This window comes from Pseudomonas gingeri (assembly GCF_013385635.1).
GTDB lineage: Bacteria > Pseudomonadota > Gammaproteobacteria > Pseudomonadales > Pseudomonadaceae > Aquipseudomonas > Aquipseudomonas gingeri_A.
The window spans coordinates 18,001-32,620 of the sequence record NZ_JACAPR010000011.1; the positions used below are offsets into that span (position 1 = coordinate 18,001).

Genomic DNA, 14,620 nt, shown 5'->3' on the forward strand with positions numbered 1-14,620 from the left:
CGGCGACCCCATCAGGCGCTCGCCATGTATCGCGTACATGTCGCGCAGGCCTGGGTTTGTATGCGCAGTTGGCTGGCGCCAGTCGGGATACAGTCACATACAAATCCGCCGGCATCGGCCCTCAGTCATCCGTCTGGTCATCGAGCGGTATGCGCCGCAGCCGGCCGGTCAGGGGCGCCATGCCGTTCTGCGGCGTGGGCAGCGTACGGCCGGTCAATCCCATGCCTTCGCTGACCACCACCGCGCCCGGCACCAGGCACAGGTTGGACGGGGTATCCAGGCCACGGGCGAGCACGCTGACCTGACCCGTTCGCAGGTCGCAGCTCAGCAGCCGGCCACTGAACCGCTCGAAGCCGCCATGCCGGGTTTCGCCCGCCCAGCCCGGTGGCAGGGGTTCGAGCAGACGGTCGCAGAGTTCCAGTACCAGCAACTGGCCCGTGGACGTCAGGGCGAGGCCGGTGGGCAGTTGCAGACCGCGCACGACGGTCTCGATCTGCCCGTTGGCCGGCCAGGCGCGGATGACCTGTCCGGCCTTGCCGGCGAAGTCGATCCCCTGCTGTGCCGGAGTACTGTGCAGCTCGCCGGAAAACAGACTGATCAGCACGGCATCGGTCGCGGGTTCATGGACCAGGGTCACCGGCACGGCGTCCTGGCCCTGGTCCAGGTCAGGCAGCTCGACCAGCACCTGCTCCCCGTGTTCGGCGGTGAATTCAACCAGTTGGTTGGCGTCGGGCTTGACCGCCAGCCAACTGCGCCGGGTCGGGTGGTAGCACAGGGCATTGAGATTGCCGCGGCTGCTGAAGACCGGTTCCGGAGGACTGTATTGCAGGTCGAGCAGCCGGGAGCCTTCGACATAGTCGGTCAGGCTGACCAGGTAGCGGCCCTCGCCATGGGCGATATCGGACAGCCCCATGATTTCGTCGCGCAGCATGCGTGCCTGCATGTTCATCGAACGATAACCCTGGGCCAGGATTTGCGCGGGCAGATAGGCGCTCGGGTGCCGTGGATCGGGGAGCAGACGGCTGATACGCCCGCTGAACGGCTGGTCCGGCAAGCCGGAGCCGGCCTCCACCAGCAGCAGGCTGCCGTCGAAACGTGCACACAGGCCGCGCGGGTTCAACAGGCCTTCGGCGATGATATGGCCTGCGCGCAGGTTTTCGATCGGTTGATCGGGAATGGTAAGGGTCATGGCAACACTCCATGTTCAATGGTGCCGGGTGACAGGGAGTCACCCGGCGTTCCGTTGGCGGTGGGCGGGTCAGTATCGGTCGTAGTCACTCATGCTGAGGGGTAGCGGTGGGTAGTTGCGCTTGACCAGTGCCTGCGCCCAGAGCTCCAGCACGGCACGGCGGCTTTGCGACATGTCGCGGGTGATGGGCATCGACAGCGTGCTTTCCTCCTGATACTCCTTGCTGATCAGCACGATCAACTGGTCGACGGCCCCCTCGATCCGCTCCAGGGAGTTGAGGGGCATGTACTTGCTCATGATCGGGTACAGGTAATAGAAGGGCTGCAGGATGCGCGGGTAGATGAAGGTGTCCCAGATCACGGTCCGTGCGCTGGCACTCTGGTAGATCTTGTTCCATTCGTTGACGAAGTCCTGTTCCAGTTGCGGTTCCAGCGGCAGTAGCCGCAACGGCGCGAGGAAGTCGGTATAGGCCTCGGTGTAGTTGAAGCTGAAGGGGATCTTCGGTGGCTGGCTGCCTTCCTGCACGAAGAACCGCAGGGTCGGAAAGCCCGGGGCCTGGCCCTTGGCGGTCAGCAGTGCAATACCGCTGGCGTCGGTCTGTATCTGGGTGACGCTGTAGTTCACGACACTGTTTTTCGGGTCCTGCAGCGTTCCCTGCATCGCTATCGCGTTGTTGAAGGCCAGGCTGGGGGCCAGGGCAACCGAGGCGGCGGTCGGCAGGTACTGTTGATAGGTGATGGGAATCCCCTGATCGGCTTCAACCTCGGTGTCGATGGCCGTGAGCCGGCGACCGCTGCCCGTGCTGGCATGCACGGATTTTTGCAGGCTATCGACAAACTGCGGCAGGTTGGGCTGGTTCTGCTTGCGATTCTGCGGATAGTCGTAGAACAGCGTGAAGTCGGCTGCATTGCTGAACGTCAGGTAGTAGTTGCTGGTACTGAGCATGAAGGCGTTGGCGTACTCCGCGACCCATAGCACGGTGCCGGCCGGTGCCGGCTGGCCATCGCGCTGCACCATGATTTTCAGGGTCCGGCTGTCGCCGACATCGATGAAGCTGCCGCTTTCCACCACTTCGGCGGTCCATTTCTGCTGGGTCGCGGTCGGTAGGGGTTTGCCTTTCTGGCGCAACTCCAGCGCACCGCTCTGCAGCTTTTGCCGCAGTGCCGCATTGAATGGCAGGTCGAGGATGCCGGAGCGCTTGTCAAAGGCGGCCTGTTGATACTGGGCGAAACCGAAGTCGGCCACGGCGGTGAATTGACCGGCGTTGTTGACGCCCAGGGTGAAATCGCCGACCTGGTACTTCTCCGCCACGGGAATATCGGCATTCGGGTTGGCCTGGTAGAAGGGGAAGGTGGTCGAGAGGTCCAGCGATAGCGTATCGCTGTCGGACTGCAGGTGAGTCGAGGTCACCCCCAGTTGGATTGCGACACCCGGTGGCAGCGTGGTATCTCCGGGCACCGTCTTGTACAGGCTGATCGGCGCGGCGGGAACCAGGCGTTGCCCCGCCGGCGCGGAGGGGAACTCATCCTCGAACCACAGCCCCAGGGTGCCGGCGGTACGGCTGTAGGCCGGGTTGAAGAAGATGTCGGCAACGTTGTCCAGGCCCTTCTGGTACATCTCCTGCACCTTGGCGTGGGCCGCGGCGCTGTTGGTGTGGGTATCGATGGGCGGGTAGTTGTTGAAAATGCCGTTCTTGTCGTAGCAGGTCAGGTAGGTGGAGAAGCGGAACATCAGGCCCTTGGCGTTCTGTTGATCCATCTGTTGCTGAAGGTTCTGCAGCAATTGCGAGTCGCCGATCACCCATTGGATATGGTCCCTGGGAAAACAGGTCTGCCAGGTGGTGGTGACACTGATCAGCCCGCCCAGTGGTGCCCATCTGAAGTTGAGGAAACGGTCGAGCATCCGGTGCTGGCGGTTGAGGGTCAGGCCGCACTGGGCGTCGCCCAGCACCAGTTTGTCGAAATACAGCGCCGTGAAGGTGTTCTGCCAGGGGCTGACATCGACAAAGCGCGCCGGCGGCAGGCTGTTGCTGCCCAGCGGATTGCCCAGCAACTGGTAGGGCTTGTTGATCAGCGTATCCTGGTCGATGTACGCACCGGTCTGGATTTCGCCGCCGATGATCACCGAGCGGGTCTGGCCGTAATTGACCGTGCCGCAGGCGTTGTCACCGAACAGGTCCCATTCGGCAGGAATCATCGGGTAGTTCTTCGGGTCGGCGTTGCCCGGTACCTGCAGCACATAGTCGGGAACATCGCCGAACGCCAACGGTTTGATAAACCATGGCATCAGGGTGCTGTCGGCATTGGCCGGGGTGATCTCGTAATTGGCGAGAAAGGGCCAGTTCATCTCCATCTTGACCGCTTCGTAAGCCGGGAACACATCGTTGTTGTTGGCTGTCGGCGGGTTCCAGAACATATGGCCGTTGAAGTAGATGCGAGGGAAATTCAATACGCTCATGTCATGCTCCTTAGCGTTGCCACTGGGCGCGTTTGAGCGACCAGACAAAGTCCAGTTTGTTGTAGCCGGCAAAGTCTTTTTCCGGCACCGGGGCGGTGGGGTAGACGACACCACCCTGTTCCTTCATGGCGAAATTGAAGTAACCCTTCTGGACCGAGTACGCCGCCGTGCCGTGACAGGCAAAACACGACGACTGGCTCTGGAACGCCGACTCCAGTTGGGAGTTGGCGAGCAGGGTCGGATGGGTCTGGACCTGGGTACCGATCAGTTCGTACTTCGCCAGCGCCGGGTAAGCCGCCTGGAACGTGGTGTTGACCGGGACGGAAGCGGGCGTCGGCCCGGTGCTGTTGGTCATCGGCGTGGGCGGTATCGCATTGGTGACGGTGTACTTGCTGTTGTTGATGTTCTCGAAGGTGGTCCAGACCCAACCCGGATTCAGCTTGTTGATCACGTGCAGGCCGCTGAGGGCCGCGTAGCCGACCTGGTACTTGTTGCCTTCCTGGTAGTAGGCCTGGGCGATGTAGTAGCCGTCGTCCTGGAGGGTCTTCTGGTATTGGGTGTCAGTCCCGATCCACAGCCACGAGGCTTTCAGTTCCCAGGCCGTGGACGGGAAGTCCAGGTTGCTGGTCAGGGCGGCCTGGCCGTTCACGTTGTAGACCTGCTTCTGCACGATGTAGTCGAAGGTGCCTTCGGACATCAGCAGTTGGAAGCGCACCGGCTTGCCTTTTTCAGCATCCGGCACGGCGCCGCCCATCTCCAGGATCATGCCGTCGACCTGTTGCGTGGCATTGAGGTTATGGAACAGCCGGTTGGGGTTCAGGCCCAGTGTCTTCGCCTGGGCGAGCACCGCGCTGGGGGGCGGCACGCTCTGGTTGTAGGGCAGGGGCTTGGCGCCGTCGCTCAGGTAGACCTGGTCGGAGGGTTTCAGGGTTTCCCAGACCAGGTTGGGGCTGCCGCTGGCAGCAGGCTGGTTCAGGCAGACGAACCAGTTCCAGGTCAGGGTCTCGGGGCCCTTGAGAAACTCGGCCCGGGTCTTGTTGACGTCTCCCCCGAACTGCAGGAAGTCGTTGCAGTTGAAGCTGCTGGCGCTCTGAGCCTGGGCCAACCCGGCCAGGGTACTCAGAACTGTTATCGAAATGGCTCGCCGCATGGAAGCTCCTTGGCATTGGCCTTGTCACGGTAGGGCTGCCCCAGGAAATGTTGCAGGAGCAGTTGCTTTACCGCCGTCACCGGAAGGTGTTCCGGCAGCGGCAGGTCGCAATTGGTAATCAGCAGTGGCCCGTTGGCGGGTTTTTCGGGGAGCCGGCCGTGGCTGCCGCGAATCATCCGGGTGTCCAGCGGGATCAGGTCCATGTAGTAGCGAAAGCCGAGTTTTTTCTGCAGCAGGCGGCGCGCTATTTTCAGTTTGGGAAAGCGGATGGCCGGGTCGACGAACAGCTCCAGCGGGTCGTAGCCGGGCTTGCGGTGGATGTCCACGGTACGGGCGAAGTCGGGTGCCTTGCGGTCGTCGAACCAGTAGTAGTAATCGAACCAGAAACCGGCCGCGGCCACAGCCACCAGCTCGCCGCTGCGTGGGTGATCCAGTTGCCAGGCGCGTTGTTCCTGCTTGTCCAGCGCTTGCTCGACGCCGGGCTGGCGCTGCAGCAGGGCCTTGACCCTGGGGATGTCCCGGGCCTGGCGGACGTAAATGTGGGCAACCTGGTGATCGGCGACCGCAAAGGCCGCGCTGGCACCGGGGTCGAGCAGTTCCCAGGACAGTGACTGGCGCACCTGCAGCAAGCCTTCGGCCCGCAACAGGCGATTGAGCGAGATCGATTCGCGCACCGGCTCGATACCGTACTCGGACAACAGCATCACCGCCGCGCCCTGTTGTTCGGCGAAGTCCAGCAGGCGCCCGACCTCGCTATCGATGGCCCGCAGTTCATCGGCGATGGCCGGGTGTTCGGGGCCCAGGCGTTGCAGGCCGTAATCGAGGTGCGGCAAGTAGACCAGTTGCAGGTCGGGCCGGTTGATCTGGTACTCGGCCATCGCACAGTCGACGATCCAGCGGCTGGAGGCGATGCCGGCGGCAGGCCCCCAGAAACCATGGAAGGGGAACTCGCCGATCTGTCGCTCGATGGTTTCGTGCAGGGTCGGCGGTGACGAGTACAGGCCGAAGACCTTGCGCCCGTCAGCCGGGTAATGTGGACGCGGGGTAATGGCCGCCGCCACGTCCGCGTACATGTTGAACCACCAGAACAACTGGCTGCAGCGAAAGCCCGGCAGTTGCCGTTGCAAGGCCTGCCAGACCTTCTCGCCCTGGATCAGCGCATTGGGCTGCAGCCAGAAACGCACCTCGGCCTGGTCCTGGAAGTACCAGCCGTTGCCGACGATGCCATGGCCGGAGGGCGGCAGGCCCGTGAGGATCGACGCTTGCACCGTCGAGGTCACCGCCGGAAAGACCGGCTGCAGATGGGCCATCCGGGCGCTACCCAGCAGTTGGTTGATGCGTGGCGTCGAAGCGCCGAGCAGGGCCGGTGTCAGCCCCACCACATTGATCAGCAGCAGCGGTTGGCGTTGATCAGCGGACATGGGCGCGGGCCTCCTGCTGGCGTGGCCGGGGACTCAGCAGGCACCGCTCGTGCAACTGCGCTTCGACCCATTGCAGTTCCGTCGCGATGCCTTGCAGCAGTTCTTCTTCGGTCTGCGGACGCAGTTGCGGTGGCAGGACGTTCCAGCTGTAGGTTTCCACCTCCAGCACCGGATGGAAGCGGGGATGGTCGGCGAGAAAATCGAAGGTCTGGAACAGCGCGTCCTGGCTGCCGCCGAGTTCCGGCAACAGCAACTGTTCGCTGAACAACGGGACGTGGAAATGGATTCTCAGTTCGGCACACTGCCCAAGGTCCAGCGCCCGGTGAGCAAGAGCCGCGGGCAGGTCCGCCCAGGCCAGCATCCGAGCCTGCCGGTCACGGGCCTTGACCTGGTGCAGGTAGGTGCTTTCGACAAAGTCGCCCAGGGCCTGCAGCACTTGTGGATGGCGTGGGTGGTTGGGGGCGGGCAGTGTGCAGACCAGGGCGTTGGACAGCTGGATCTTGCCGATCGCAATCCCGGCCCGCAGCAACCTGTCCAGCGACTGGTAGCAGTCTTCGAAGACCACCGCCTGGTGACAGACATCGAAGCACAGCGCCAGGTGGGCATGGTGCGGGTCGCTGGCCTGCCAGTGACGGAAGAACGCGATGGCCTGGTCGGTGGTTTCCAGCACGCAGTCCGGTTCCATCTCCAGGCAGAGTACGATCTGCTTGCCGGTTTCCCGCTGCAAGGCAGCCAGTGCGGCGGTGAGCTGGCGCAGTTGCTGCCCGGCCCGTTGCTGTCGGTGCGTGTCCCAGGTGGCGGCATAACCCAGCGGCACGCTGGAAATCACGCCCCGCGCGCAATCCGCCGGCAACGCCGCCGCCAGCAGTCGCGCCAGTTGCAGGCTGTATTCCAGCCGTCGGGGATCGGCCCAGTCGGGCAGGTAGACCTCGGCCTTGACCGCGCCCTGATGGAACTGACCATAAGGGAAACCGTTGAGCGACGTCAGGCGCAGGCCGCTGTCGCGCAGCAGGTCGAGAAAGGCAGCACGCGCCGCTACGGACTGCAATTCGGCGGCGGCGCGGGCGCTGATCCACAGGCCGCTGTCCTGTTCGGCCAGGCCACGCCGGCGGCGTACGCCCTGGAACGGGTGCTGGATCGAAGCACGCAGGGCGGCCAGGTCGGGGGCCGGGTGGACGTTGCCGCAGTAGCCGAGCTGGGCGGCGCTCCAGCCGCTGCCGGGACTCATTTGACCACCGGTTCCTGGCCCCGCAACGCGGAGTTCTCCTGCCATTGGCGACGCTGGTCGATGGGCAACGGGGTACTGACCAGGGTCTTGTCCAACTGGCCGCTCTGGGCGAAGAAGTCGATCGGGTTGTGGAACAGCACCTGCTCGACCTGGGCTTCGCTGAAGCCTGCCGCGAGCATCGCCTGGCCGGTCTTCGGCACCTTGAGCGGATCGCTGATGCCCCAGTCGGCGGCGCTGTTGACCACCATCTTCTCGGTGCCGTACTCCTGGAGCAGCGCCACCATGCGTTGCTCCGACATCTTGGTGTTGGGGTAGATGGAGTGGCCGCGCCAGCAGTCGCTGTCCAGTACCAGCGGCAGGGTCAGCTCGTTCAGGTGATCGATGATCACCAGGTGTTCGGCGATTCCCACTTCGCGAATCACCGCCAGGGTGCGCTTGGTGCCGCCGATCTTGTCACGGTGCGGCGTATGCACCAGTACTGGCAGGTTGAACTGCCTGGCCAGTTCCAGCTGGGCGGCGAGAAAGCGGTCCTCCTCGGGGGTGATGTCGTCATAACCGATTTCACCGACCGCCACGACTCCGTCCTTGACCAGGTAGCGCGGCAGGAGCTCCAGCACTTCGTTGGCCACCGAGAGGTCATTGGCTTCCTTGGGATTGAGGCCGATGGTACAGAAGTGATGGATCCCGAACATGCTGGCGCGAAAGCGTTCCCAGCCCAGCAGCGTGTCGAAATAGTCGACGAAGCTGCCGACGCTGGTCCGGGCCTGGCCTTGCCAGAAGGCCGGCTCGATGACCCCGGTGATACCGGCGGCGGCCATGTTCTGGTAGTCGTCGGTGGTACGGCTGACCATATGGATATGCGGGTCGAAGTACTTCAGCATGATGAATCCTCGTGCAGGGGACGTGTGCTGTCGGGCAGCGATTCGGTACGGGACGGTTCTAGCCGGGCAGGTGCTCGCGCCAGCCCGGCGGCAGCCGTTGCTGCCGGTCCAGCTTGACCAGGCGCTGCAGTTGGAGGGGACTGAGCAGCGCAAAGGCGATGACGTGGGGCAGACCGGCGGAAACGGCGCGGTCGGCGGCGAGTTGTTCTTCCAGCAGATCCAGCGCCAGTTGGTTGAGCGTGTGGCCGCGACGTTGGGCCAGGCCCTCGGTGCGGCGCACATCGAGGCCCATGCCCAGCGCCTTGAGGATCAGTTGATGGAACGCGCGCTCGTCGTAGTGCCGTGCCGGATAAGGGTTGTCCAGGGCGATGGCGGCAAAGACCTGGCTGTTGTTGGTCCGCCCGGCCTGCAACGCCAGGCCCAGGCAACTGCCATGGCTGTCCAGCCAGTCCAGGGCCTTGAGCAGGGCAATCTTTTCCTGGTCATCGGCCCAACGGAACAACTGTTGTAACAGGGGCAGCCGCTCGGCTTCGGCCTGATGCTCCAGGGCCTGGGCCAAGAGCAGTACATGGGCCAGTTGCGTGTGCGTCCAGGCGCTATTGCCGGGGATGTGCTGGCCGGGCCCGCGCTTGTACTGGCTGCTCAACAGCGCCACGGTGTTGGCATCCGGCTGCCGGGCGAGGCGATCGCGCGCCTGTTGCCACCACTGTCGGGCGCTCTCGTCCAGGGGCTCGATAAAGCGCCGGCGCAGTTCGGCGAGGGTATCGTGACGCATGTCGAGTGCCGGGCGGGGTGTTGGCGTGATGGGCAGGTTCATGTCGGTCTGATCCAGCGCTGGAAGTAGGGGAGCAGGAAAAACACCAGGACACAGGCCAGGCTGGCCAACGGCTGGTTGGCCACCGCCAGCACCAGCGCATCGAACAACGGCAGGGCGGCCAGGCCCGCGCCGATAAACGCCCGCACTTGCCGTTGCGCCGGATTGGCCAGGTGCCGCCGGTAGTTCCAGCCCAGCCAGCCGAGCCAGAACAGCAGCACCAGCCAGAACTCGAGATTGTCGGTATAGGCCGCCAGGGCCAGCGGACTGAGCATCAACAGCAGGGGAATGCGACTGAGCAGCTGGTTGCGGTGTTCCTGGCGGGCCAGGTAGGTCAGGCCGCTGATGTAGGTGCCCAGCAGCACGGCGCAGAGCCAGATCGGTTGTGGTGGCGCGGCCAGGCTGGCGGCGGCGGTGATGTACAGGGCAGAGCGACAGGCGCCCATCAGCCAGACGCTGTGGGCGTACTTCTTGTGCAGCAGGTTGTAGGCCAGGATAAAACCCGCCAGCAGGACGACACTGCCCAGCAGCCAGACCGGTTCGTCGATCAGCCGGCTGAGGCCGCCGACTGCGACCGTGGCGAGCAACAGCAGCAACGCGGTGGCGAGTCCGACTTGCCGTCGGTTGACCAGTCCGAGGGGAATGGGGCGTGGGTTCCGGTGCCGGCGATCCCAGTCGGCGTCCAGCAGGTCGTTCAGCAACATGCCGGCCAGGTAGAGCAGCGACAAGGTGACCAGCAGCAGGATCCAGACCAGCGACGAGGGCGAAGCCAGCGCCCCGGCACTGCTGGCCAGCAGCACGGCGGCCAGGGTATTGGTCCACACCGTCGGCAGGTTGGAGACGCGGCCCAGGGTCATCCAGGTCCGCAAGCTCAGGTGCGGGCCGTTCATTGCGGGCAGTCCTGTATCCCGTCCAGTACCGCTCCCGTGCAATGGGACAGCCGTTGCAGGGCCTGTTCCATCAGTGCCGGGTCGATCTCGTGGACATCAAGGGACTCGCCCATGCGGCTGAGCATGGGAATGGATAACTCGCCGCCCAGGTGCTGACGGAACTCTTCCAGCCCTTGCAGGACCAGGAAACGGCCCTGGGCGTCCTTCACCATCAATTCGGGCGGGTTCAGGCCAAAGCCAAGCCTGGACAACAATTGCAGCAAGCGTTCGTTCTCGCTGTCGGACAGCAGCCCGCGGGCATTGGCATACAGCGCATCCAGGGCCATGCCCACGGCCACCGCTTCACCGTGGCGCAAGCGATGCCGGCTGAGTTTTTCCAGCTTGTGCGCGGCCCAGTGACCGTAATCCAGCGGTCGGCCGTTACCCCGTTCAAACGGATCGCCCGCGCCGGTGATATGTCCCAGGTGCAGTTCGGCGCAGCGGCGGATGGCATAGCGGCTGGCCTGCTGTTCGAAGGTGGCGAGGGCTTCGGCGTGCTGCTCCATCCAGAGGAAAAAGGCCGGGTCCTTGATCGCGGCGACCTTTACCGCTTCGGCCAGCCCGGCGATCTGGTCGCGCGGTGACAGGCTGCTCAGCAACTGGAAGTCGTTGATCACCGCCGTGGCGGGGTAGAAGGCCCCCAGCAGGTTTTTCTGCTCGAAGGCATTGATGCCGTTCTTCACTCCGATGCCGGCATCGTTTTGCGCGAGCACTGTGGTGGGGATACGGATCAGGCGAATACCGCGATGGAAGGTGGCGCAGGCATAGCCCACCGTGTCGAGCGTGGCGCCGCCGCCCAGCGCCAGGACATAGCCATGGCGATCCATGCCTTGCTCCAGCAACTGCGCATACAGCCGCTGCAAGACATCGGGCTGCTTGCTCGGCTCTCCTGCCGGCACCGACAGTGCGGGTGCTTGCAGGCGCAGATCGGCGGGGCAGGCGGCGAAGTAGTCATCGATCTGCCGCGACAGCTGCGGACGGCTGTGCAGCAGTTGCTCGTCGGCGAACACCAGGATCTTGACCGGACCGGCCTGCAGGCGTGTGAGTTGTTCCCGCAGGCAAGGGTTCGTGGGGTCGAACACGTACTCGGTGAACACCACCGGATAGTGGTAGCTCACCTCGAAGCGCCCGTGCAGGGTGTGCGTGTCTTGCGGCCTGGCATGCGCCCGGTAAGTCCGCAGCAGACTGCGAGCTCCGAGGAACAGGCCCGGCAGCACCATGCTGGCGAGGATCGCCACCAGCAGCGCGTTCTGTTCCAGCAGGGCCGTGCCGATGGCGCTGTAGGCCAGTGCCAGCCCGGCATTGGCGAGGGTGGTCACCAGCAGGAACTGGCGCAGCGGGTAGCGTTGCATGCCGGCCGCGACCACCGAGGTTTCCGCCAGCACCGGAACACCCCGCAGGCACACCAGTGACAGCGTCCCCAGCGGGGTGGCGAACGCTCCTGGCGTACGCTTGGCGGGATCCAGCCGGGGCGACAGCAGGCGGAAGTAGCCGGCGCCCAGGCCGTAGCCGAAAGCGGCCCCCAGGCACAGGCCGACGAAGATGACCAGGTAGCCGCCGACGCTGCCGAGCAAGGCGACGGCCAACAGGGCGACCATGCTCGAAGGCACCGGCAGCACCACGTCCAGCACCAGTAGCGCGATCAGCAGGAGTGCCAGGTTGATTTGCTGGGTGGGGGTGGCGGGGTGAGACAGGCTCAGATGTTCGAGGAAACCTTGGATCTGCTGCTCGAACAACAGGAAACTGGCGATGACCAGGCCGGCGAAACAGGCTAATGACAGCCAGTGATTGTTGGCTGGTCCCTTTTTTGAAAACGCACGATACCACCGGCTGCGCTTCATCAAGCGTCCCTCTTGATTATGATGACTGAGTTCCGTTTCAGTATTTGAAAGCGATGTCGTTTTTATTGTTCTAGGAGGGTTCTCCGGTTATTTCAGCGGTGGGCCGGGTGTGTGCCTGGTCACTCTCTCAGTTCAGTAGTGATGAACTTAGACGGCCATGGGCTCTTTGCCATTATTGGTTGGCTATACCACTTATTGCGCCTGGCTATATAAACGTGCCGATAAACAAGGCCCGGGAGCTGATACGTCCCGGGCCTGTCCACGTCATGGCATTTGCGGTAACTCCTCCGGCCGCAGGTCGAACACCAGCACTTCGGCATCCACGCCGTTGCCCAGGGTCAGCAAGCGCTCCTTGCGCACCCGCACGCCATCCCCGGCCTGCAAGGCCAGTCCATTGAGTTCGACGCTGCCACGGGCCACATGCACATAGGCGTAGCGGTCTGCGGCCAGTTCGACGCTGGCGGTTTCCTTGCCGTCGATCAGACCGGCGTAGACTCGGGCGTCCTGACGCACCTTCAGCGAGCCCAGGACTCCGTCGGGAGAGATGATCAAGGCCATTTTTCCGCGCTTCTTCTGGGTACTGAAGTGCTCCTGCTGGTAACGCGGTTTCGCCCCACTGACCGCGGGCACGATCCAGATCTGCAGGAAGTGCACCGGGCGGCTGGCCGAGTGGTTGTACTCACTGTGGGCCACGCCGCTGCCGGCGCTCATCAGTTGCACATCGCCGGGTCGGATCACCGAGCCGGTGCCCAGGGTGTCCTTGTGTTCCAGGGCGCCTTCGAGCACGTAGGAGAAGATCTCCATGTCGCGGTGCGGATGCTGGCCAAAGCCTTTGCCGGCCGCTACCCGGTCATCGTTGATCACCAGCAGGTCGGAAAAACCCTGCTCGTTGAGGTTGCGGTAGTTGGCGAAGGAAAAGGTGTGGAACGATTTCAGCCAGCCGTGATTGGCTATGCCGCGATCGGTGGCTTTGCGCAGGGTCAGCATGATGGATTCTCCTCTGGGGACGTGAATTCGTCCGAGTGAGGAAAAGGTTAATGTTTACCCTTCGCTGCAATAAGTAGATGGAAATGGTAAGACTGTCTCTCTGTAGTTGACAGTTTTTTTATCCCGATGCTGTATTCTCTGGCGGTATTCATCCCGCGCCGGTCAATCGTGGCCGGGTCCCTCGGCAGGTGAACGGGCATGAACAGTCTCAGGCAACCAGGCAGCGACACGGTACTGCGTTTCGGCAACCACGCCTTTCACCTGGGTCAGCGTCTGGTCCTGGCCGGGGATCGTCCGCTGCGCATGGGCGGGCGTGCGCTGGACATTCTCCAGGTGCTGCTCGAACGCGCCGGCGAGGTGGTCGGCAAGGACGAACTGATCGCCCGGGTCTGGCCGACTTCGGTGGTCGAGGACATCAACCTGCGGGTGCATATCGCCGCCTTGCGTCGGGCCCTGGGTGACGGCCAGGACGGCCAGCGCTACATCATCAACCTGCCGCAGCGCGGCTACAGCTTCACCGCCCCGGTACAGTACGAACGCGATGCACGGCCGGTGGCCCTCGATGTGCCAGCCCCGCTCCGGCACAACCTGCCGTCCCGGCTGACAGCGGTTGTCGGGCGTGATGCGCTGATCGGCAGTCTGGTGCGGCAGTTGCCAGTCCGCCGCTGCATGACCCTGGTGGGACCGGCCGGAATCGGCAAGACCACCCTGGCCCTGCGGGTCGCCGAATTGCTCCTGGAGCATTACCGCGACGGTGTCTGGATGATCGACCTGTCGACCATCGATGACCCGGCGCAAGTGACCGATCACCTGACGCGCACCCTGGGGTTGCCGGGCGGGCTGCAAGCCCTGGCGCCACAACACGCCTTGCTGGTGCTGGACAACTGTGAGCACCTGCTTGAGCGTTGCCGCGATCTGGTCGGGCACCTGCTGGTCAGTTCGCCTCGGTTGTCGGTTCTCGTCACCAGCCGCGAGCCGTTGCGTGCCATTGGCGAAACCGTCCAGCGCCTGCCGCCGCTGACGACGCCACCGGCTGGCGCGTTGGGCAGCGTCGCCGAAGCAATGGGCTATTCGGCAGTGCAGTTGCTGGTCAGCCGCGCCCGCGCCTGCCAGCAGGGGTTTGTCCTGCGTGAGCGTGACCTGGTGGCGGTGCGCGAGATCTGCCGTCGACTCGACGGCTTGCCCCTGGCCATTGAGCTGGCGGCGGCGCAGATCGATGCCTTGGCCCTGGTCGGTTTGCAGGCCCAACTGGGCAACTGTTGCCAGTTGCTGACCCTGGGGCGACGTACCGCCGTGCCCCGGCATCAGACCCTGAAGGCCGCGCTGGACTGGAGCTACGAGCGCCTGAGTGCCGATGAACAGACCCTGTTGCAGCGTCTCGCGGTGTTCAAGAAGGGCTTTACCCTGGACGCCGCTGTCGCGGTCGCCGGCTGCGAACGATTGGGCCCGGCGCAGTTGCAGGAACTGCTGCCGTTGCTCGCGCGCAAGTCCTTGCTGGTGGTGGCGCGGGGCGTGGCGCGCTACCGGCTCCTCAACACCACCCGTGCCTATGCCCTGGAACGGCTTGAGCGCAGCGGGCAGAAACCGGCCCTGGCGTAATCCCTGTCAGCCAAGGCGAACACAGCCCCTGTAGGAGCCTGGCTTGCCAGCGATGAGGCCCGTGAGGTCGCCAAAAGCTTCGCGGGCAAGCCCGGTTCCTACAGTTTTCAGGCCTTGGCGCGTC

At 64.0% G+C, this 14,620-nt stretch carries 11 protein-coding genes; 1 reads left to right on the forward strand and 10 read right to left on the reverse strand.

Annotation, left to right across the window (positions count from 1 at the left end; all coding sequences use genetic code 11):
• Nucleotides 1–121: 121 nt before the first annotated feature.
• The 10 genes from HX851_RS14050 to HX851_RS14095 form a co-directional block, all read right to left on the reverse strand.
• The gene (locus HX851_RS14050; RefSeq protein ID WP_177065798.1) at nt 122–1,189 is read right to left on the reverse strand and encodes a hypothetical protein; all 1,068 of its coding nucleotides are present in this window, start codon (nt 1,187–1,189) and stop codon (nt 122–124) included.
• Nucleotides 1,190–1,258: 69 nt separating this feature from the next.
• On the reverse strand, nt 1,259–3,646 hold the full coding sequence (locus HX851_RS14055) for a hypothetical protein (RefSeq protein ID WP_177065800.1): 2,388 nt from the start codon (nt 3,644–3,646) through the stop codon (nt 1,259–1,261).
• Nucleotides 3,647–3,656: 10 nt separating this feature from the next.
• Complete coding sequence (locus HX851_RS14060) at nt 3,657–4,796, reverse strand: hypothetical protein (RefSeq protein ID WP_177065802.1); 1,140 nt, start codon at nt 4,794–4,796, stop codon at nt 3,657–3,659.
• Entirely contained in the window at nt 4,775–6,217 is a 1,443-nt protein-coding gene (locus tag HX851_RS14065; RefSeq protein ID WP_177057967.1) for an alkaline phosphatase family protein, read from the reverse strand. The genes HX851_RS14060 and HX851_RS14065 overlap by 22 nt, the downstream gene beginning before the upstream one ends.
• On the reverse strand, nt 6,207–7,445 hold the full coding sequence (eboE, locus tag HX851_RS14070) for a metabolite traffic protein EboE (protein ID WP_177057968.1): 1,239 nt from the start codon (nt 7,443–7,445) through the stop codon (nt 6,207–6,209). Before eboE ends, HX851_RS14065 begins: the two co-directional genes overlap by 11 nt.
• A complete protein-coding gene (locus tag HX851_RS14075; RefSeq protein WP_177057969.1) occupies nt 7,442–8,326 on the reverse strand; it encodes a TatD family hydrolase in 885 nt (294 codons plus the stop codon). The genes eboE and HX851_RS14075 overlap by 4 nt, the downstream gene beginning before the upstream one ends.
• 58 nt (nt 8,327–8,384) lie before the next feature.
• Entirely contained in the window at nt 8,385–9,143 is a 759-nt protein-coding gene (locus HX851_RS14080; protein ID WP_177065804.1) for an EboA domain-containing protein, read from the reverse strand.
• On the reverse strand, nt 9,140–10,030 hold the full coding sequence (locus HX851_RS14085) for a UbiA family prenyltransferase (protein ID WP_177057971.1): 891 nt from the start codon (nt 10,028–10,030) through the stop codon (nt 9,140–9,142). Before HX851_RS14085 ends, HX851_RS14080 begins: the two co-directional genes overlap by 4 nt.
• Nucleotides 10,027–11,910, reverse strand: coding sequence for a 3-dehydroquinate synthase (locus HX851_RS14090; protein WP_177065806.1), 1,884 nt, complete (start codon nt 11,908–11,910; stop codon nt 10,027–10,029). The genes HX851_RS14085 and HX851_RS14090 overlap by 4 nt, the downstream gene beginning before the upstream one ends.
• A 264-nt stretch (nt 11,911–12,174) precedes the next feature.
• On the reverse strand, nt 12,175–12,897 hold the full coding sequence (locus HX851_RS14095) for a pirin family protein (protein ID WP_177057973.1): 723 nt from the start codon (nt 12,895–12,897) through the stop codon (nt 12,175–12,177).
• A 198-nt stretch (nt 12,898–13,095) separates the two neighbouring features.
• Between HX851_RS14095 and HX851_RS14100 the strand changes: the two genes are divergently transcribed.
• Nucleotides 13,096–14,496 (forward strand): ATP-binding protein, encoded by a 1,401-nt coding sequence (locus tag HX851_RS14100; protein WP_177065808.1) that lies wholly within the window; start codon nt 13,096–13,098, stop codon nt 14,494–14,496.
• Nucleotides 14,497–14,620: the final 124 nt, after the last annotated feature.

Excerpts from the sequence above, each read along its gene's own strand:
- HX851_RS14100 (WP_177065808.1), top strand. The coding sequence starts at position 13,096 with ATGAACAGTCTCAGGCAACCAGGCAGCGACACGGTACTGCGTTTCGGC.
- HX851_RS14050 (WP_177065798.1), bottom strand. The coding sequence starts at position 1,189 with ATGACCCTTACCATTCCCGATCAACCGATCGAAAACCTGCGCGCAGGC.
- eboE (WP_177057968.1), bottom strand. The coding sequence starts at position 7,445 with ATGAGTCCCGGCAGCGGCTGGAGCGCCGCCCAGCTCGGCTACTGCGGC.
- HX851_RS14065 (WP_177057967.1), bottom strand. The coding sequence starts at position 6,217 with ATGTCCGCTGATCAACGCCAACCGCTGCTGCTGATCAATGTGGTGGGG.
- HX851_RS14080 (WP_177065804.1), bottom strand. The coding sequence starts at position 9,143 with ATGAACCTGCCCATCACGCCAACACCCCGCCCGGCACTCGACATGCGT.
- HX851_RS14055 (WP_177065800.1), bottom strand. The coding sequence starts at position 3,646 with ATGAGCGTATTGAATTTCCCTCGCATCTACTTCAACGGCCATATGTTC.
- HX851_RS14095 (WP_177057973.1), bottom strand. The coding sequence starts at position 12,897 with ATGCTGACCCTGCGCAAAGCCACCGATCGCGGCATAGCCAATCACGGC.
- HX851_RS14090 (WP_177065806.1), bottom strand. The coding sequence starts at position 11,910 with ATGAAGCGCAGCCGGTGGTATCGTGCGTTTTCAAAAAAGGGACCAGCC.
- HX851_RS14085 (WP_177057971.1), bottom strand. The coding sequence starts at position 10,030 with ATGAACGGCCCGCACCTGAGCTTGCGGACCTGGATGACCCTGGGCCGC.
- HX851_RS14060 (WP_177065802.1), bottom strand. The coding sequence starts at position 4,796 with ATGCGGCGAGCCATTTCGATAACAGTTCTGAGTACCCTGGCCGGGTTG.
- HX851_RS14075 (WP_177057969.1), bottom strand. The coding sequence starts at position 8,326 with ATGCTGAAGTACTTCGACCCGCATATCCATATGGTCAGCCGTACCACC.